This is a genomic window from Streptomyces sp. NPDC031340 (assembly GCF_055569945.1).
In genome coordinates this window covers 257,064-274,118 of record NZ_JBVIIE010000001.1, presented here as the reverse complement: position 1 = coordinate 274,118, position 17,055 = coordinate 257,064, and the positions used below count along the sequence as shown (strand labels likewise).

General features: G+C 73.2%; 18 protein-coding genes. 6 read left to right on the top strand and 12 right to left on the bottom strand.

The window, feature by feature from the left end; genetic code table 11:
- Positions 1–95: 95 nt before the first annotated feature.
- Positions 96–1,646 (bottom strand): serine/threonine-protein kinase, encoded by a 1,551-nt coding sequence (locus ACZ5GT_RS01220; RefSeq protein ID WP_469012258.1) that lies wholly within the window; start codon positions 1,644–1,646, stop codon positions 96–98.
- 305 nt (positions 1,647–1,951) lie between these two features.
- On the opposite strand from ACZ5GT_RS01220, the gene ACZ5GT_RS01215 reads away from it, so the two are divergent.
- The 3 genes from ACZ5GT_RS01215 (at position 1,952) to ACZ5GT_RS01205 (ending at position 4,609) form a co-directional block, all read left to right on the top strand.
- Positions 1,952–3,217, top strand: a complete 1,266-nt coding sequence (locus tag ACZ5GT_RS01215; protein WP_469012256.1) for a hypothetical protein — start codon at positions 1,952–1,954, stop codon at positions 3,215–3,217.
- A gap of 189 nt (positions 3,218–3,406) precedes the next feature.
- Positions 3,407–4,282 (top strand): alpha/beta fold hydrolase, encoded by an 876-nt coding sequence (locus ACZ5GT_RS01210; RefSeq protein WP_469012253.1) that lies wholly within the window; start codon positions 3,407–3,409, stop codon positions 4,280–4,282.
- Between the two features lie 45 nt (positions 4,283–4,327).
- On the top strand, positions 4,328–4,609 hold the full coding sequence (locus tag ACZ5GT_RS01205; RefSeq protein WP_469012250.1) for a hypothetical protein: 282 nt from the start codon (positions 4,328–4,330) through the stop codon (positions 4,607–4,609).
- Between the two features lie 232 nt (positions 4,610–4,841).
- Here ACZ5GT_RS01205 and ACZ5GT_RS01200 read toward each other — a convergent pair whose 3' ends face one another.
- The 3 genes from ACZ5GT_RS01200 to ACZ5GT_RS01190 form a co-directional block, all read right to left on the bottom strand.
- A complete protein-coding gene (locus ACZ5GT_RS01200; protein WP_469012248.1) occupies positions 4,842–5,216 on the bottom strand; it encodes a hypothetical protein in 375 nt (124 codons plus the stop codon).
- Positions 5,217–5,896: 680 nt separating this feature from the next.
- Positions 5,897–6,943 (bottom strand): hypothetical protein, encoded by a 1,047-nt coding sequence (locus tag ACZ5GT_RS01195; RefSeq protein ID WP_469012245.1) that lies wholly within the window; start codon positions 6,941–6,943, stop codon positions 5,897–5,899.
- A gap of 19 nt (positions 6,944–6,962) precedes the next feature.
- Positions 6,963–7,547 (bottom strand): TerD family protein, encoded by a 585-nt coding sequence (locus ACZ5GT_RS01190; RefSeq protein WP_469012241.1) that lies wholly within the window; start codon positions 7,545–7,547, stop codon positions 6,963–6,965.
- A 203-nt stretch (positions 7,548–7,750) separates the two neighbouring features.
- Here ACZ5GT_RS01190 and ACZ5GT_RS01185 point away from each other — a divergent pair, with 203 nt between their 5' ends.
- Both ACZ5GT_RS01185 and ACZ5GT_RS01180 read left to right on the top strand, forming a co-directional pair.
- The gene (locus ACZ5GT_RS01185) at positions 7,751–7,966 is read left to right on the top strand and encodes a type II toxin-antitoxin system VapB family antitoxin (RefSeq protein WP_469012238.1); all 216 of its coding nucleotides are present in this window, start codon (positions 7,751–7,753) and stop codon (positions 7,964–7,966) included.
- Positions 7,963–8,385 carry a PIN domain-containing protein gene (locus ACZ5GT_RS01180; protein ID WP_469012235.1) on the top strand — a complete coding sequence of 141 codons (423 nt, stop codon included), beginning with the start codon at positions 7,963–7,965 and terminating at the stop codon, positions 8,383–8,385. The genes ACZ5GT_RS01185 and ACZ5GT_RS01180 overlap by 4 nt, the downstream gene beginning before the upstream one ends.
- Before the next feature lie 115 nt (positions 8,386–8,500).
- Here ACZ5GT_RS01180 and ACZ5GT_RS01175 read toward each other — a convergent pair whose 3' ends face one another.
- Genes ACZ5GT_RS01175 through ACZ5GT_RS01160 form a run of 4 tightly spaced genes read right to left on the bottom strand, consistent with a single transcriptional unit; the run spans position 8,501 to position 12,079 of the window.
- The gene (locus ACZ5GT_RS01175) at positions 8,501–9,628 is read right to left on the bottom strand and encodes a CU044_5270 family protein (protein WP_469012233.1); all 1,128 of its coding nucleotides are present in this window, start codon (positions 9,626–9,628) and stop codon (positions 8,501–8,503) included.
- Positions 9,625–10,272: an RNA polymerase sigma factor gene (locus ACZ5GT_RS01170; protein WP_469012230.1), complete on the bottom strand. Its 648-nt coding sequence runs from the start codon at positions 10,270–10,272 to the stop codon at positions 9,625–9,627. Before ACZ5GT_RS01170 ends, ACZ5GT_RS01175 begins: the two co-directional genes overlap by 4 nt.
- Positions 10,269–11,000 (bottom strand): SRPBCC family protein, encoded by a 732-nt coding sequence (locus ACZ5GT_RS01165; RefSeq protein ID WP_469012226.1) that lies wholly within the window; start codon positions 10,998–11,000, stop codon positions 10,269–10,271. Before ACZ5GT_RS01165 ends, ACZ5GT_RS01170 begins: the two co-directional genes overlap by 4 nt.
- 47 nt (positions 11,001–11,047) lie before the next feature.
- Entirely contained in the window at positions 11,048–12,079 is a 1,032-nt protein-coding gene (locus ACZ5GT_RS01160) for a medium chain dehydrogenase/reductase family protein (RefSeq protein WP_469012224.1), read from the bottom strand.
- Between the two features lie 165 nt (positions 12,080–12,244).
- Between ACZ5GT_RS01160 and ACZ5GT_RS01155 the strand changes: the two genes are divergently transcribed.
- Positions 12,245–12,964: a TetR/AcrR family transcriptional regulator gene (locus ACZ5GT_RS01155; protein WP_469012220.1), complete on the top strand. Its 720-nt coding sequence runs from the start codon at positions 12,245–12,247 to the stop codon at positions 12,962–12,964.
- Here ACZ5GT_RS01155 and ACZ5GT_RS01150 read toward each other — a convergent pair.
- The 4 genes from ACZ5GT_RS01150 to sigK all read right to left on the bottom strand — a co-directional run bounded on the left by ACZ5GT_RS01150 (position 12,945) and on the right by sigK (position 17,049).
- On the bottom strand, positions 12,945–13,865 hold the full coding sequence (locus ACZ5GT_RS01150) for a hypothetical protein (RefSeq protein WP_469012215.1): 921 nt from the start codon (positions 13,863–13,865) through the stop codon (positions 12,945–12,947). The two genes, ACZ5GT_RS01155 and ACZ5GT_RS01150, sit on opposite strands and share 20 nt — an antisense overlap.
- Positions 13,862–15,523, bottom strand: a complete 1,662-nt coding sequence (locus ACZ5GT_RS01145; protein WP_469012213.1) for a serine/threonine-protein kinase — start codon at positions 15,521–15,523, stop codon at positions 13,862–13,864. The genes ACZ5GT_RS01150 and ACZ5GT_RS01145 overlap by 4 nt, the downstream gene beginning before the upstream one ends.
- A gap of 195 nt (positions 15,524–15,718) precedes the next feature.
- Complete coding sequence (locus tag ACZ5GT_RS01140) at positions 15,719–16,468, bottom strand: anti-sigma factor (RefSeq protein WP_469012210.1); 750 nt, start codon at positions 16,466–16,468, stop codon at positions 15,719–15,721.
- Positions 16,465–17,049 (bottom strand): ECF RNA polymerase sigma factor SigK, encoded by a 585-nt coding sequence (gene sigK, locus ACZ5GT_RS01135; RefSeq protein ID WP_469012206.1) that lies wholly within the window; start codon positions 17,047–17,049, stop codon positions 16,465–16,467. The genes ACZ5GT_RS01140 and sigK overlap by 4 nt, the downstream gene beginning before the upstream one ends.
- Between the last annotated feature and the right edge of the window lie 6 nt (positions 17,050–17,055).

The window sequence follows — 17,055 nt, the reverse complement described above, 5'->3', positions numbered from 1 at the left end:
GTGGGAGCATGCGGCGCCGAACGCGCGGTGCCGGAGGCGGAATTCGGCGAGGTCGCCGGTCAGCGGGTCGCCAGTCAGTGGGTCAGCGGGTCGGGTCAGGCCAGGCCGGTGCGCGGGCGCGCCCGGCCGGCCCGCTTGCGGCGCACCGCGGGAGGCGTACGACGGTCGAGGCGGGGGCGGTGGTTCGCCTCCGCGTGTCCCACGCCCGAGGCGCTCCCGCCTCCCACCGCACCGGAACCGGCACCGGCACCGGCACCGGGGGGCGCAGCGGTCAGGCCTGAGCGGAAGAGCCCGTGGTCGATGCGGCGGGCCGCTGCCGACTCCAGCTCCTCACGGAGCGGTCCGTCGCGCAGGACCGCATCGGGTCCGAGCAGCCCCTCGACCACGGCCAGCGCCCCGGCGACGTCACCGTGGCCGAGCCGCTCCCGGACCGCGGGCAGTGCCTCCGGGTTGCGGTGCACCGCGTCGATCGCCCGCAGGCACGGCAGTGCCGGCCCGCCGAGCGCAACGAGCAGTTCCTCCCGGCGCAGTGTGACCGGGTCATGATCGACCGCCGTCAGTACCCCGTTCCGCAGCGCGATCCGGTGGACCTCGCCCCGGCATTCCACCCGGTGCGGATCGCCGGGCCCGGGGACGACGCCGGTCACCGGCGCCGAGCCGACGGATGGCTCCGAGCCGACCGGCGGTGCCGAGCAGACCGATGGCGCCGAGCCGGCCGCCGTCAGTGCCGCGGCGACGAGCGGATGCAGCCGCTCGGCCGCGACCAGCCCGGTCCGCAGCAGCTCCAGATCCGGGAGGACCCGGGCCGCCGCCTCCGGCAGCAGCGGAAGCGCCGCGGCCTCCTGCGGTGGCAGCGCCTCCGGCAGCAGCCGGAACGTCGGGGCGTGGCTGTCGTCGGGGGCTACGAGTTCGAGCACGGCGCGGCTGCGCGCACCGAGCCGTACGGTGAAGGCTCCGCGAGGGCGTCCCTCGGCCCGCAGCAGCAACTCGGCTTCGGCGGCCCACCTCGCCACCGCCCACGGACCGGATGCGCGGGGCCAATCGGTCGGTGACGCGGGTTGTGTCCCGGTCGCACCGGACCGCCGCGCCAGTTCGGCGGTCCGCCCGGAGTCCCAGAGATGCCGGTGCAGGTCGAGCCGGAAACGCGGGTCGGGGTGCGGATGCGGATGCGGATCTGGACGTGGATGTGGACGCGGGTGCGGATGGTGCCTGGGGGAGCTGGGCCCGGAACCCTCCCACAGGGCGAGGGACATCCGCTGTCCGGCGTCCGCCCGGGCCGGCGGTGTCCGCACCACCAACTGCAGGGGCGTGGCGCCGGAACTCCGGTAACGGGCCAGGGAGACGGTGAGGCCGGGCCGGAGCCGCCCGTCGGGGGCGATCCGGGGCATGTGCCAGCGGAGCAGGTCGGGTGCCAGTCGGCGCAGATCCGCTCGGAGGCGGGTGGCGAGGTCGGTGCCGTGGCGGTCGCGCACGGCGCGCAGATCGAGATCGACGTCGATCCGGGCGGCGGCGCAGGCGCCCGCCCAGTCGCCGACCGCACGCCGTGCGGTCGCGGTCTCGATCATGGACGGTGGCACGGCGTACTCACGCACGCGCTGCCACATCGACAGGCGGGCCGGAATCTCGTTCGCAACGTGAAGTGCCATCAGCACTCACCTTGCGCGAACGAGTCCCCCAATCCATACGAGGAGAAGTTCTTCATCCCGAGGATCATAAGCACCGTAGTAACGATCTGTCAGTCCCTGATCGCCCACGACCATTCCCGATTGCTGTTTACGGGTGAATGTTCGCGACACACGTCAGAAAGTACTGGTCTGCTGTCAAAACTCTCTCCGACACATCACCCGCCGTACTCACGCACGTCCGTTCTCTCGGCGTGGCCGTTCCACGGGCTGCGGTGGCGGGCAATGCTTCGCAGCCATGACGGCCGCGACGTGGAGAAGGAGTTCTCGTGATTCCCCCCTTGCTGGGCCGGGTGGCTGTCGCCGCCCTGGCCCTCGTCTTCTGTGCCGGACCGGCCGGCGCGCACACGCAGTCCCCTGGGCCGGCCGCCGCACCGGTCCCCGCGCCCCGGCCGATGACGCTGGATCCCGCGTCCGTACCGGACTTCCACCTGACGTGGGATCCCGACCCCCGCGCCTCGAACATCCCCGCGTTGCCGTACCCGCGGCTCACCCCGGGGCAGCTGATCAGCAACGCCAACAACCTCGATCACACCGCCACTCGGAGGTGCCCCGCGGCCAACAGCCAGCTCGGAGCACTGCGCAACGCGGTCGCGGCAGCCGACTGGTACTGCTTCGACAGCGTGGACTCCGCGTCGTCCACCTGGACCCCTCAGGGGATGAGCGGCAGTGAGGACGCTCACCCCGGGGGCACGGTCAACGGCAGGCGGGTCCTTCTCAACTCGTGGTACGGGCACGCACCGAACCAGAGCACGCCCACACGTTCCCGGGTCAGCTTCCTCGTCCCGGGCAACCCCACCCGGTACGTGCACGTGGAACTGGTGCAACTCACGCCCGGCTCGACGCAGTTCAGGTCGTTGCCGACGCACGCGGGCGGCGTCGTCTGGCACGAGAACTTCCTCTACGTCGCGGATCCGCGCAGGGGTCTTTTCGTGTTCGACACCCGGAACATCCTCGACCTGGGCCGGACCAACGACTCGAGGGCTCCGGGCAGCCGGTTCGTGCTGCCGGAGGTCGGTCTGTGGTCCACAGGGACGGGAGGGGTGTCCCCCCAGGCCTGCAACAGGGGCAATCGCGCCTGCTACGACTACGTCGCCCTGGACCGGTCCGCGTCCAGCTGGCAGTTCATCACGGGTGAGTACTGCAGCGAGCGCCGGGGCGGGATGCTGGTGTGGTGCGACTCGCGTCTCGCGCGGTGGCGGACGAGCGACATCACGTCCCGGACCGCCGGCAACACCATCCACGCGCAGGAAGTCTTCAAGCAACCGGTCACCAACGTGCAGGGCGGCGTCTCGTACCAGGACCCGGCCAGCAGCGCGCGCAGCTGCTACTACTTCGACAGCAGCCGGGGCGAGAACAACCTCGGCTGGCTGGTGACGGACCGGCCCAACCGGCCGCCCACGTGGCAGCAGGGCGGCGTCGGGCTCCAGGACCTGTACGTGATGAGGTCGAACCGCCAGTTGTGGACGGTCACCGAGTGGCCCGGGCTCGGCAAACGCATCATCTACGGCGTCAACCAGCCCAGCTGCCCCTGACGCCGAGCCTGCGGTCCCGGCGCGGGGACCGCACGCCATGACCGCTGCGGGGCCGGGCCGAGGCCGGAATACCGGAACTCCTCGCCCGGCCCCGCACGCTGCCGGCGGCCGCTTCCCGCGGCCGACCGCTGCCGCGGCCGGTGAAAAAAGGGACGGCAGCCCGAAGGCCGGCACGTGACAATACGGATCATGGACTACGGCGTACGGGAACCAGCGCGGCTCGGACAGACCGAGCTGCCGGACGGCCGGCTCCTGGGCTGGGCGGAATGGGGGCCGGCCGACGGCACCCCGGTGCTGCTCTGCCCGGGGGCGGCCACCAGCAGGTGGCTCGCTTTCGGGGGCGACCTCGTCGACGCGGCAGGTGTCCGGCTCGTCAGCGTGGACCGGCCCGGCCTCGGCGCCTCCGACCCGGCCCCCGGCCGGACCCTGACCGGCTGGGCCACCGACATCCGGCACTTCGTCCAAGAGCGAGCCCTGCACGCACCGTCGGTGGTGGGGTTCTCGCAGGGGGCGCCGTTCGCCCTCGCCCTGGCGGCGAACGGTCTGGTGAGCGCGGTGGCCGTGGTGTCCGGCAGCGACGAACTCGCCCATCCCCGCTTCGCCCGCTCGCTGAACCCGCAGGTGAGGGACATGGTGGACGCCGTCGCAGCCGACCCTGGCGGCGCTGAGGCCTCCTTCACCGAGTTCGGCAGCGCGGACGCGCTGTGGGACCTGATCCTCCGGACGACCCCCGAGGCGGACCGGGCCGTCTACACCGACTCCGTCTTCCGGCACGCCTTCCGGCGCGCGCTGGACGAGGCGTTCCGCCAGGGCCCGGCAGGCTACGCCCGCGACACCGTCCTGGCGATGGGCCGCTGGCCGTTCGACCCCGCCGACATCACCGTCCCGGTCGACCTCTGGTACGGACAGCAGGACACCAGCCCGGTCCACTCCCCGGACCTGGGTGAATCGCTCGCGCAGATGATCCCGACGGCGACCCGGCACCTGCTCCCCACCGCCGCGGGAGCCTTGCTCTGGACACACGCGGACGCCGTACTGCGCACCTTGCTGGCCCACGTCCGGTGACGCGGACGCAGAGCCGCCGTCTGCCGGCGGAGCGGGGCTGACGGCGTGGACGAGGAAGCGATCACCATCCGGCTCACGCACGATCAGGCGTTCGTGCTGTCGGACTGGCTCCACCAAGTGATGTTCACGTCCGACGACCTCGAGGGAATCATGCGCGACCGAGCCGTCTGGTCCCCGATCTACGCGATCTCGGGAACCCTGGACAAGACGCTGAGCGGAATCTTCGCGCCCGACTACGGCACACGGCTCGAGGCCGCCAAGGAGCGGCTCCGCGCCGACATGTACGGCGAGACCGGCGAGCCGACGGCGCCGGGCGGGAGCGACTGAGCCGGGGCGCTCAGCCCGCAAGCCGTCAGGGCGTCAGGCCGTCAGCGCCCGGCGCTCAGCCCTCAGCCCTCAGCCCGCTGTCTCACCGGCTGCCGCGCGTGGGCGTGCCCTGTCGGAGCGGGGCACGCCCGCGCGGCTCATCTGCGGGGCCCGAGGGCCGCCGCTGTCAGCGCGTCGCCGTTCGCCGCCCGTAAGACGTCGGCCTGGACCGGGGGCGGTACCGAACAGCGTCTCAGCGGTCGGAGTAGCTGAGATCGCCTACGGTCCATGCGCTGACGTCCTTGATCGCGACTCGGTACATGCCGCCCGTCTCCGGGATGCCGAGGCTTCCCTGCAGGATCCGGGCGAGATGGAAGTGCAGATGCGTGGGCGCCTCGCCGCGGCCGGGCCGGTTTTCTCGGGGAGCGCCGGTGAAGACGTTCGAGAACGGGCCGAGACGGTCCGAGTCCTTCAGCACCTCCGCCACCCGCTCCCGCCAGACGGCCTCGGGAGCCAACCGGCCGGTGATGACGGCGCCGCCGACGACCACGGTCAGCGACATCTGATTGCTTCGCTCGGTCTCCACCGCGGCGGAGACGGCGACAAGCAGCTCATCAGGGTTCGACATGACAGCAGAGCTTATTCGGCCCGCCCGCACCAGGACCGCCCTCGGGGCCGAAGCGGCCGCGTGCGCGGCAGGAGACGGCTTCCACGAACCGGCGAGGAGCGGGCGCCGCAAGGTTCTTCCTCCGCCGGGAGAGTGAAAACTGCCTTTGCCGCAGTAGATTTTTGGCTCTGCTGTGGGTACGCTTCTTCTCGTAGACAAGGTCGAGCGAGACCCGACAGACACGAACTGCCGGGTGACTGAGTACAGAAGACGCAGGTCAGTGCGGCTCTCGAGCCTCGGAGCCACAGCCTTCTCAGAACGGTGACGGGACTGAGAGCCGCACTGGGCGGCTCGCACGTGAAGGAGCTGCCGACAGCAGTACCGGTTCACACAGTGGTTGGTTCGGAGAGGAACGGAGGAACAGACGCCATCAGGATCGCCCGGTCCGAGAAGCACCGAGAGAGCGCTCGGCCCGGGTACCGCAAGACCCCGGAATGGAAGGTGGTCCCCGGTCACGCAGCTGCGATCCCCCGCTCCGCCCTGCTGGGCCGGGTAGCGGAAAAGAGAAGGTCGGCAAAGCAGTAGAGAGCCGACAGATGGTGTTGCATTTCCTTCGGGGCCCTGGTGCCGTACGAGCACCAGGGCCCCACGACGCGGCAGGCGGACCGCTCGAGCCGCTCGGACCCCTCGGCCCACTTCGTCTAGTCGCCGCCGCCGCCGCCGTCACCGCCGCCGTCACTGCCGCCGTCGCCGCTGTCCGTGCCCCAGCCGTCGGCGGCTCCGGACTCGTTGTCGTCGCCGCCGTTGCCGAGGTTGCTGAACCAGGGGAGGTCCCAGCCTTCGTCGCCGGTGTCCCGCTGTGCTGAGCGGAACCGCGCCAGGCCCGTCGCGTCGCCGAGTCCGAAGGCGACGGAGAAGACCTGCGCCATCACGGCGTCCAGCGGGTCGGTGCTCTCGTAGCGGACGGGCGCCAGCGGCAGCAGTACCTCACCCGGCTCGCGTGCGGGCCGGCGCGGTGGGCACGTCAGCAGGGCGACCCTCCGGTCGTCGCGCAGCAGCCGTGAACTGACCGTGTTCTCCCGCCGCAGCGTCCAGCACCCACCGGGCTGTCCGGGATGTGCCGGGTGTCCGGGCAGGCGTACCTCCACGGAGCTCCTGGACTTGCGCAGCTTCTTCTTGAGGCCGAGCTGTGCGGTCACCTCGCCGACGGTCATCCGCAGGCCCTTGGCCGGCTCGGCCGAGTCGCGGTGGAATCCGTGCGGCGCCCGGATCCGTACGACGGGAGCGCCGGGCCCCCACACGTCGACACGCACCAGACGCCGGTCCACGACGACCGTGACCGGTCCGGCGGGCCCCGGCGCGGACCGCCTCGCCATCCACAGCGGTACGCCCTCGGCCCGCGCCCGTTCCGCCAGCGCGGCCACCTGTTCCGGCCCGCCGCACCGCCGTACCGCCAACTCGCCCAGCGCGCGGGCGAACCGGGCGGCCTGACGGACCCTCACCGGCGTCGCCGTGCCGGTCACGCGGGTCACCGGGACGAACCCGGTCCCCTCGGGCAACCACTCCAGCGGGCGTTCCGCGCCGCCGCCGCCGAGCCAGCACCCGCGCTGGAACGCCTCGGCCATGGCGCCGAGGTTCAGCTCGGCCAACGGCGTGACCCCGCCGCCCCGGCGCAGCCCGTCCTCGGTCAGCTCCACGGGCCGCCAGAGCGGGTTCCACGACCGCTCGGCGTACAGGGCCTCGCTCACTCCAACCCCCGTTATGCGGCTACTTGCTGATGGCGAAGCGCATCAGGGCGTGTTCGTCGCCCTGCTTGATCTTCCCGGTCACGTTGATCACTTCGAGCTTCCACCCGCCGCCCTGCCGCACGGCCTTGGCCACGGCACAGCCGTTGTCCTGGCTGAGCAGGCTGGGCCAGATGTCGGCGACCTGCTGCGAGCTTCCGCCCGTCGCGTCGTAGACCTTGAAACTGATGTTGCGAGCCTTCTGGAAGGAGCTGCCCTTCTTGAACGCGGCGGCGACGAACACGATCGACGTGATCTGGGGCGGTATGTTGGCGAACTCGACGGTCACCGTCTCGTCGTCGCCGTCCCCGTGCCCCGTCTGGTCGTCGCCGCTGTGGACCAGCGAGCCGTTGCCCATGGGGTTCAGCGAGTCCAGGCCCGCGAGGCGCACCGGGTCCGTGCCCTGCATGGCGACGGCGATCAGGTCCAGGTCGGTGCCCTGCTTGCGGCGCAGCTTGCCCAGTACACCGCCGCTGGTGCCGGCCGTGGGGTCCCAGGACACGCCGATGGACAGGTGGGTCACTCCGTCGAGGTCCGCCGGACCGTCTTCCTTGGTGAGCGTGATCATGTTTCGGCCATCCCTTTCAGACGTCTACAACATGCAGAGTCTGCCGGGGTCCCCGACGGTTCCCACCGAGGCCCCCGGCGCGGGGATGTCGCCGCACGTCGCTGTGCCGGGCCAGGAGGGCGGACTCCAGCGGCCCGGCTCCGCTCACCTTGCCCGCCACGTATATACTCAGCGGCATACTTGATATCCATGGAGGTGGGTCGGTGACTCGCACCGTGATAGATCTCGACGATCAGCTCGTCGCGGATGTCGCCAAGGCTCTCGGCACGAGCACCAAGAAGGAGACGGTGAACACCGCCCTGCGGGAGGTGCTGGAGAACCGGCGGCGGGCGCTGGCGCTCACCCGCCTCCGTGCGGCGGCGGCCGAGGGCGCCTTCGATCTCGACGTCCTTGAGGACAAGGGGAACTACCGTAAGTGAACGCCGCCCAGTTCCTGATCGACACCAGCGCGCTCGCCCGGCTGCTGCGCGGCGATGCCGAGCAGTTCGGATGGGACCAGGCGGCGGCAGCCGGACTCATAGCCACGTGTCCCATCACAGAGCTGGAGTTCCTCCACAGCGCACGTTCCGCCGCGGACCGTGCGCGAGGCGTCGAGGATCTGCGCGTGCTTTTCGGCTGGGTACCGGTCGACGACCGCGCCTACGACCGTGCCTGGCAGGTTCAGGAAACGCTCACCCAGCGCGGACAGCACCGCAGTGCCGGGGCCGTCGACCTGGTGGTGGCCGCCACCGCCGAGTTGCAGGGGCTGACGCTGCTGCACCGCGACCGGGACTTCGAGTGCATCGCCGCAGTCACCGGTCAGGCACTCCAGTGGTACGGGCCCGAACCCGGCAAATAGCGGCGGGGGCCGGAGGTGCGGGCTGGAGGTCGGGGGCCGTCTCCCGCCTGCCGGGGGCCGTCGCCGGCCGGCGGGAGGGCGGTCCGGGGGCGCAGGTCCGGGCCGACGGCGGGGGTCAGCCGTCGGTCTTCGGGGTCTGCTTGATGCCGTCGACGACGGACCTGTTCATGATGGCCGAGGTGAACAGGACCGTGCCCGGCTTGATCAGGGCGTCCGTGGGGTCGGAGCTCTGGCGGACCTGGACCGTGCGTTCGCCGAGGAAGACGTGGGTCTTCGGGTCGAAGATCCACTCCTCGCGCTGGCCGCTGGTCTCGTCGAGGCGGGCCACCGCCACCCCGTGCCGCCCGGCCGCGTCGACCGCGTCCCGCACCACGACGACACCGGGGATCTTGGCGGCGGCCTTGAAGAGGGCGGGGTAGAGGTCCGCCGGGGGGTAGCTCTCGCCGAGGAGGTCGCCGATGGTGGTGAACGCCTCCTGGTCGGGGGAGTTGCCGTGGCCCTCGGTCTCCTTGTAGATCTTGGCCAGCAGCTTGCCGGGGTCGACGGGGAGCTTGGCGAGGTAGTCGTACGACGGGGCGTTCAGGTCGGCCTTCGGGGTGTTGCCCTGCTCGTCGGGCAGGCTCAGGGTCTCGCCCTCGGGGCTGTCGTTGACGGCGGGGTCGATCAGCCAGCCCTTGGTGCCGTCCGGTGACATCCACACCTGGCGGCGGTGCAGGGCGTGGCTGGCCAGGCTGGTCTTGCCGTTCACGGTCTTCAGGAAGGTGTCGGCCGCGCGGGACTCGATGTAGACGTACTGGCCGGGAGCGACCTCCGGGTGGGAGGTGTCGGCCGCCGCGAGCGAGATCTGGTCGAGGAGCCGGGGCGCGCCGGCGGCGACCGCGCCGACCTGCGTGGTCAGGGCCGGACCGGTGGCCACGCCGCCGTCCCGGGTCCCGCCGCCGCCGTGCATGACGATGCCGGCGACGACCGTGCCGGCCAGGGCCGCCGCGAGGGCGGGCAGGGCGATCGCCGGGCGCGGCAGCCGGATCCGGCGGCGCTTGGCGGGCGCCGCCGATGCGGTGCGCTGCTCCTGCCGTGCCTGCTGCTCCCGCTGCTCCTGCTGCCGCATGTCGTGGATCTGGGTCATCAGACGCTCCCTGTGGAACTGGTGACGGCCCGTCGGCAGATCACGCGTCGTCCAGGACAGGAGCTGAGCTTCCCTGTCCTCCCCGGCCGGTTCCTGCCGGGACGTGTTCGCGTTCATCGGTTTCCCTCCTGCGCGGGCCGCCTCGTGTGTGGGTGATCGCCTCTTGTCTGTCTGCCGGCGTGGCCGGCTTCCCGTTTCGCGGAAGATTTCTCGCGCGCCGCGGGGCCCCGCACGAGCGCGCGCAGTTTTCTGCGGGCCCGGGAGAGCCGGGAGGCGACCGTGCCGACCGGGATGCCGAGCGCTGCCGCGGCGGCCTCGTAGTCCAGGCCCTCGCCCAGGCAGAGCGCGATGACCTCGCGTTCCGGCCGGCGCAGCGCGGCCAGCGCGGTGAGGGCCGTCGCCAGCCGGCGCCGGTCGTCGACCCGGCCCGCCACCTCGTCGGCGTGGTCGGGCACCGACAGTTCGGCCGCCGCGGCGGCGTTGGCCGCCGCCCGGTAACGGCGGTTGCTGCGGTACTGGTTGCGCGCCGTGTTGGTGGCGATGCCGAGCAGCCAGGGCCGCAGCGAGCCGCCCTCCGGGTCGACCCGGTCGCGCAGCCGCCACGCCTCCATGAAGGTCGCGGCCATCACGTCCTCGGCCGCCGACCAGTCGGCGGTCAGCCGGAAGGCATGGTTGTAGACCGCGCGGGCGTAGCTGTCGAACAGCTCGGCGAACGCGCTCGATTCCCCGGCCCGGACCCGGGTACGCAGATGAGTGCTCACCTCAATGAGCTGTCCGACGCCTTCGACCGACTTCCCGTGACCTGCGTCACACCGTGACGCTGTCCGCCGTCGTGCATTCCGCCAGGACGGGGCCGGCTTTCGGCTGTGGTTTTCAGGGCTTGGAGCCAGGCTTCCAGGGAGGAGCCGAGGGCCGCGGTGGCGGTGGGGGCGTCGGACTCGATCTGGGCGCCGGCCCAGGTCTCCTCGGTGTGCACGTGCACGCGGCCTTCGACCTCGGTGAACGTCCACAGGTGGACGCCCTCGTCGATGCGCAGCCCGTCACCGGTCGCCGGTCCGGTCCACAGGACGCAGGAGCGCGGCTTCAGGGCGCGGACGGTGGAGGTGATGTCGAGGGTGGTGCCGGGTGCGGGCGTGGTCCAGCGGAAGCGGGAGCCGGTGCGCAGGAGGCCTGGGTCCAGGCGTTCGCTGGTGAGGACGGGGGGCTGCCAGGACGGCCAGCGTTCGACGTCGGTCTGGAGCTTCCAGACGGTGCTCAGCGGGGCGTCGATCACGATGTCGGAGCGGTAGCGGACGCGGGCGGCGGGGTCGACGCCCAGCCCGCGGCACTGGGCGGCCTGGCCGCTGCCCGCGGCGGGCCGGGCGGGGGCGGCGGTCGCGGTCGTGGTGCTCACCAGGAGACCGGCAGCGGTGACGGCGAGGGTGAGCGCGGTGGTCTTGCGGCGGCGGGAGCGGGGGGTGGGTGCGGCGGTGCGGTCGGGGCGGGGCATGGGGTTCCTTCCGTGGCGGGGCGTGATGGTCGGGGTGGCGGTGTGCGTCACGGGTTCAGGACGACCTTTCCGGCGGCCGTGCCCGACTCGGCCAGCCGCAGGGCGTCGGCGGCACGGGTGAGGGGGAGGCGGGCGGCGATCTGGGCGCTGACCTCCCCGCGCTGCAACGCGGCGAAGACCTGGGTCAGGTCGGCGCGCAGCCGGGCCCGGAAGCGGTTCCTGGCCAGGGCGCGCCCGGCCCAGACGTTGAAGAAGTAGGCGCGGCGGCGGTTGGGCAGGGCGTTCCACAGCCAGACCCGGCCGAGCAGCTTCAGCACGGGCCACTGCTTGGAGCCCTGGTCGTCGCGGGTGGAGGCGGTGCCGTACGACACGAGCGTGCCGCCGGGGGCGAGGAGGCGCCAGGAGTCGACGATGCCCCGTCCGCCGACGTGATCGAAGACGGCGTCCACCCCGCCGGGGGCGAGCGCGCGGATCCGGGCGGCGACGTCCGCGGCGCGGTAGTCCACCGGCAGGACGCCCTTCTCCCGCAGGGCGTCGTGGTGGCGGGCGGACGCCGTGCCGATCACCGTGGCGCCCGCGGCCCGGGCGAGCTGGACGAGGACCGAGCCGACGCCGCCGTTGGCGCCGTACACCACCACGGTCCCGCCGGCCCGCACGCGGGCCTTGCGGTGCAGCATCTGCCAGGCGGTGACGCCGTTGACCACCAGGGTCTCCGCTTCGGCGGGGTCGATGCCGTCGGGCACCCGCACCGTGTCCGCGGCGTCCACGACGACGTGGCTGGCCCAGCCGCCGACCTTCACCAGGGCGGCGACCCGGGTGCCGAGCAGGTCCCGCTCGACGCCCTCCCCGGCCGCCTGCACGGTGCCGACAAGGTCGTATCCGGGCACGAAGGGGAAGGGCGGCTGGTCGTAGTAGCGGCCGCGCCGCATCTGCTGCTCGGCGAAGGAGACCCCGGTCGCCTCCATGCGGATCACGACCTGTCCCCGGCCGGGGACGGGCACCGCTCCGTGCCGGATCTCGAGCCCCTCGGGCTCCACCGTGCCCGGCAGGACGACCTCGACGAGTCCTTCGTCGTTCATGACTACCTCCACTGCGTTCCGCCTGGCCATGCGATGGGCCAGGCGCTGGGCGATGTGCGGGTTATACAGCGTCGCGTTCGTTAGAAGTTATAACTCAACGCGGAGCGGAGGGTCAATAGCGTTGGTGATAGCCTCTAACTAAACGGTGGAGAGGCGGTCGGAGCAGTGGCGGAAACAGGAACGAGGACCCCGCGCGAGCGGTACCGCGCGCAGGTGCGCGCCGAGATCAAGCAACGTGCGTGGGAGCAGATCGCCACGGCGGGCGCGTCCGCGCTCTCCCTGAACGCGATCGCCAAGCAGCTGGGCATGAGCGGGCCCGCGCTGTACCGGTACTTCGCCGGCCGCGACGAGCTGATCACCGAACTCGTCACGGACGCCTACCGCAGCCTCGCCGACGCCTTCCGCGTGGCGGCCGGGTCGGGCTCCGCGGCCGGGGCCGGGACGGGGGCCGGGTCGGGCTCCGCCCCGGAGCTGAACGCGCTCGCGCACGCGATGCGGGCCTGGGCCCTGGAGGATCCGCAGCGCTATCTGCTCGTCTACGGCACGCCGGTTCCCGGCTACCACGCGCCCGCCGACGTCACCGCGATCGCGTCCGAGATCATGGCCGTCCTGCTCGACGCCTGCGCCGCGCAGTCCGCACCGTCGCCCACGCCCGCGCCCGCGACACCGCCCGCGTCGCCGTTCGACGCGCACCTCGCCGACCACCGGGACTGGGCGGCCGACCACCCCGCGCCGCCCGCCGCCCTGCACCGGGCGCTGGCCTTCTGGACCCGGCTGCACGGCGTGCTGTCCCTCGAACTCGCCGGCCACTTCGCCGGCATGGGGTTCGACCCCGGACTGCTCTACGCGGCCGAGGTGGACGCCCTCACCGGCAGTCGTAGGTGAGGCCGGTCGCGACCGTGCGCGCGGTCGGGGTCAGGATGTGCAGTTCGGCCCGTGCCGCGTAGCGGCCCTTGCCCTGGAAGCTCCACAGCAGGTGCAGTCGGGCCTGCCGCTGCCCTCGGGTGACCTTCTCGCGCAGGACGCCCGAGGCGGTGCCGTCGCTGCGGGTCCAGCGGTAGGAGAGGGTGCCCGGACGGCCGTTCGTGGTGACGACGCCGACGATATCCGCGGTGGCGTCGCACCCGACCGTCGTCGGCCGGGACGCGACCTCCACCGTGCGCACCGCGACGGACGGGCCGAGCCGCTGCCAGGCGAGGAAGGCGAGGACGCACAGCAGCACCAGCGCGGGCAGGGCGTGCCGGCGCAGACGGTGGCGGCGGCGCGGGGGCGCGGGGGGCGGCGGTACGGCGGCCAGGGTCACGCTGGTGCGGTGCGCGACGGCCGCGGTCACCCCGGGGCCGAAGCGCAGCACGGTGCCTTCGGTGCGGTCGGGTGTGTCCGTCGACGCGGGTACGGCTGTGGGCGGCGCGACGACGGTCTCGTCCGTGTCCGCGGGCGGCGCGACGACCGTCTCCTCGGCACCCGCGGGCGGCGCGACGACCGTCTCGTCCGTGTCCGCGGGCGGCGCGACGACCGTCTCCTCGGCACCCGCGGGCGGCGCGACGACCGTCTCGTCCGCATCCCCGGGCGGCGCGACGAGGGTGGCGTCCGCATCCGTCGGCGGCGCGACGACCGTGACGTCGTCCGGCTCTGGTGCCGGCAGGGCGCCGTCGTCCGGTTCGGGACGCTGGAACCAGTGGCTGGCCAGCACGGTGGCGCTGTACTCGGGGTCGGCGGGGCCCAGTGCCCGGGTGGGCTCGCCGTCACCGGCGGGCGTGGGAGCGCGGTCGCTGTCGGCGGTCATCGGAGCTCGCATTGTCTGGTCAGCAGCTGCTGGGAGGCGCCGCCGTCGGCGGAGGACGGCGTGGTGGTGGCCTGCACCGCCCAGTAGCAGCCGGAGTTCTGGAAGGTGTGGGCGACGGGGATCGTGTAGTGCGTGGCGCCGCTGCGCTTGAACGTCTGGGGCGCGCCGTCGGGGGCGCCGAGCGGCCCGGGGACGTTGCCCGTGAACCACACGACGGTGATGGAGACCGGCCCCGTGCCGTCCGTGGTGACGTCGATGGTCGCCGTGGCGGTGGACATTCCGGTCTGCCCGAAGCCCGACACCGCGACGTCCTTGACCGCGGCGGGGGCGGGCGCGGCCGAGGTGGGGGCCGAGGTGGTCGGCGTGGCCCCGGCGGTCGACCCGCCGGGCGCGGACGTCCCGCCGGCCGGACCCGCGGACTCGGACGCCGCGGGCCCGTCGGTCGCGGACGCCGACGCGGAGGCGGAGGCCGCCGTGTCGGAGGGCGACGGTCCCGACGACTCCGAGGACGTCGGGGACGCCGACGCGGAGGGCGACGCGCTCGCGCCGGCGGATCCCGTCGCGGTCACGCCGGGCTGTGCGCTGGTGGTGGCCAGGGCCTTCGCGGCCTGCTGCGCGTCCGCCGCCGGCTGCGGCTGGAGGCCGTAGGCCAGCACGGCGCCCAGCACCAGGGCCGCGCCGGACACCAGCATCCCCGGCCGGCCGGGCAGCCACGACCGCGCGCCGCCCCGGGCCGCCTCACCGCCGAGCACCGTGCGGGCGGTGGCCGTGGTGGTGCGCGGGCGGACGCGGGCCGACGGCAGCAGCAGCGGCAGCAGGGCCACCAGCGCGGCGAGCCGGCCGCGGCCGCGCTCCTCCCAGTCGGGGCCGTAGGCGGCGCAGGCGGCCGACTCCAGCTCGGTGACGAACAGTTCGGCGTGGGTGGGCCGTTCCTCCGGGTCCTTGGCCAGTCCGCGGCGCACCAGGTCCCGTACCGCCTCGGGGACCTGGTCGGCGGGGACCGGCGCGTCGACGTGCTGCAGCGCGAGTTCGGCGAGGTTGCCGCCGCTGTACGGCTTGCGGCCGGTCAGGCACTCGAAGAACGTGGCGGTGGCCGCGTACACGTCGGCGGCCGGGGAGGCGGGCGCGCCGGTCCACTGCTCCGGCGCCATGTAGGAGGGGGTGCCGGCCGCGCCGGCGCTGGTGCCGGCGTCCGCCGCGATGCCGAAGTCGACGAGCTTGGAGGTGCCGTCCGGCGCGACCAGCACGTTGTCGGGTTTGTAGTCGCGGTGGACGACGCCGAGGCGGTGCGCGTCGGCCAGGCCGAGCAGCGACCCCTTGAGGATCAGCAGCGCGGCCTCGGGCTCCAGCGGGGCGTTCCGCTTCAGCAGGGTGCGCAGCGAGACGCCGTCCACCAGCTCCATCACGATGGCCGCGCCGTCCGGGCTCTCGACGTACTCGTACAGGCCGGTGACGTGCGGGCTCTCCAGCCCGGCGAGCAGCCGCGCCTCCGCCCTGAAGTCGTGCACGAAGCCCGGCCGGGTGCGCAGCGAGTCACTGAGGTACTTCACCGCGACCGGAATGCCGGTCTCCTCGTGCACGGCCAGCACGACCCGACCGCTCGCCCCCGCCCCGAGTTCCAGCGACTCTGTGTATCCGGGCACCGCCCACGTACTCATTCCGACCCCCCGAAGCCGCCGCATCCGTCCGGCGGAGCACGCCTGCAGAGACACGTTTTCGGCCACTGCGGTTGCAGTGTGACAGGAAGCCGGGCGGCCGGGGAACGCCCGTGCGGGCGCCGGACCCGTCGGCCGGGCCCGGCGCAGGTCGGGCTGTCGGGCGGCGAGCAGGCGGTCGGTCAGGCGATCGGGCTGTCAGGCGGGCAGACCGACGACGGCGAGGGGGGCGGAGGTCGGGCGGGGAGAGCCGCCGGACGGCTCCAGGGTGACGCCCACCGCGCTCGCGGCGTTCGCCGAGCCCGTCAGCAGCACGGCCTGGCGGGTGCGGCCCGCGTCCATCAGGCCGGCCGACCGCATCGTGCCGTCCACGTCGTACCAGAGCTGGTAGACCTTGCCGGACGGCGGGGCGGCCATCCCCGCGGCGACGAGCACCGCACGGTCGCGGTCGTGGGATACGACGACGGTGGCGCGGGCGCCGCCGGACAGCACCGTGCTGCGGGTGACCGCGTCCGGCGCGGTCAGCACCGCCGCGGTCTCGTCCGCCAGCCGCCGCGCCTGGCGGGCCTGCGCGGTCGCGTCGCGGGCCGCCTGGTACTCGTGCACGGCGACGGCGCCGAAAGCCGTCGCGGCGGCGAGGCAGGCGGCGAGCGCCAGCCGGGGCAGCCGCCGCCGCCAGGCCGCCGGGACCGGAACCTGCCGGGGCACGCCCGGCGCGACCTGCCGGACCGTCGCCACGCGCTGCAGCACCCGCCGCTTCATGGCGGGCCCGGGCGGCAGGGCGAGCGCCCCGGCCAGCCGGGCGGCGGTGGCGGTGAATTCGGCCACCTCCCCGGCACAGGCCGGGCAGTCCGCGAGATGTTCCTCGAAGGCGGCGCGCTCGTCGTCGGACAGCGCGTGCAGGGCGTAGGCGCCGGTGAGGGTGTGCAGTTCTGCTTCGGTGGTCATGCGCTCACTCCCAGGCAGTCGCGCAGCCGGATCAGTCCGTCGCGCAGGCGGGTCTTGACCGTTCCGAGGGGGACGGACAACTGGGCGGCCACCTCCCGGTAGGTGAGTCCGCGGTAGTAGGCCAGGGTCACGGACTGGCGCTGCAGTTCGGTGAGCGTGCGCAGGCAGCGGCGCACCTGCTCGCGCTCCAGGCGGTGTTCGACCTGCTCGCTCACCTCGTCGAACTCGGGCACCCGGTCCAGCACGGCCGCCCGGTGGTCCCGGGCGGCGGCGGCCTCGGCCGACCGCACCCGGTCCACGGCGCGGCGGTGGGCCAGGGTCAGGATCCAGTTGACGACGGTGCCGCGGTCGGGCCGGTAGCGCGGCGCGGTCCGCCACACCTCCACCAGCACCTCCTGCGCCACCTCCTCGGACTGGGCCGCGTCCCGCAGCACCGCCCGCACCACCCCCAGCACGGGGGCCGCGACCGCGTCGTACAGCGTCCCGAAGGCCTCCTCGTCGCCGCAGGCCACCGCCTGTACGACGGCTTCGAGATCCGGTTTCCGCGCCGGATGCTCGCCGATGAACACGGGCTCCTTCACCGCTCA

Bases quoted from the DNA above. Each gene is read 5' to 3' on its own strand.
- ACZ5GT_RS01220 (WP_469012258.1), bottom strand. From the start codon at position 1,646: ATGGCACTTCACGTTGCGAACGAGATTCCGGCCCGCCTGTCGATGTGG.
- ACZ5GT_RS01210 (WP_469012253.1), top strand. From the start codon at position 3,407: ATGGACTACGGCGTACGGGAACCAGCGCGGCTCGGACAGACCGAGCTG.
- ACZ5GT_RS01200 (WP_469012248.1), bottom strand. From the start codon at position 5,216: ATGTCGAACCCTGATGAGCTGCTTGTCGCCGTCTCCGCCGCGGTGGAG.
- ACZ5GT_RS01190 (WP_469012241.1), bottom strand. From the start codon at position 7,547: ATGATCACGCTCACCAAGGAAGACGGTCCGGCGGACCTCGACGGAGTG.
- ACZ5GT_RS01175 (WP_469012233.1), bottom strand. From the start codon at position 9,628: ATGAACGCGAACACGTCCCGGCAGGAACCGGCCGGGGAGGACAGGGAA.
- ACZ5GT_RS01165 (WP_469012226.1), bottom strand. From the start codon at position 11,000: ATGCCCCGCCCCGACCGCACCGCCGCACCCACCCCCCGCTCCCGCCGC.
- ACZ5GT_RS01160 (WP_469012224.1), bottom strand. From the start codon at position 12,079: ATGAACGACGAAGGACTCGTCGAGGTCGTCCTGCCGGGCACGGTGGAG.
- ACZ5GT_RS01150 (WP_469012215.1), bottom strand. From the start codon at position 13,865: ATGACCGCCGACAGCGACCGCGCTCCCACGCCCGCCGGTGACGGCGAG.
- ACZ5GT_RS01145 (WP_469012213.1), bottom strand. From the start codon at position 15,523: ATGAGTACGTGGGCGGTGCCCGGATACACAGAGTCGCTGGAACTCGGG.
- ACZ5GT_RS01140 (WP_469012210.1), bottom strand. From the start codon at position 16,468: ATGACCACCGAAGCAGAACTGCACACCCTCACCGGCGCCTACGCCCTG.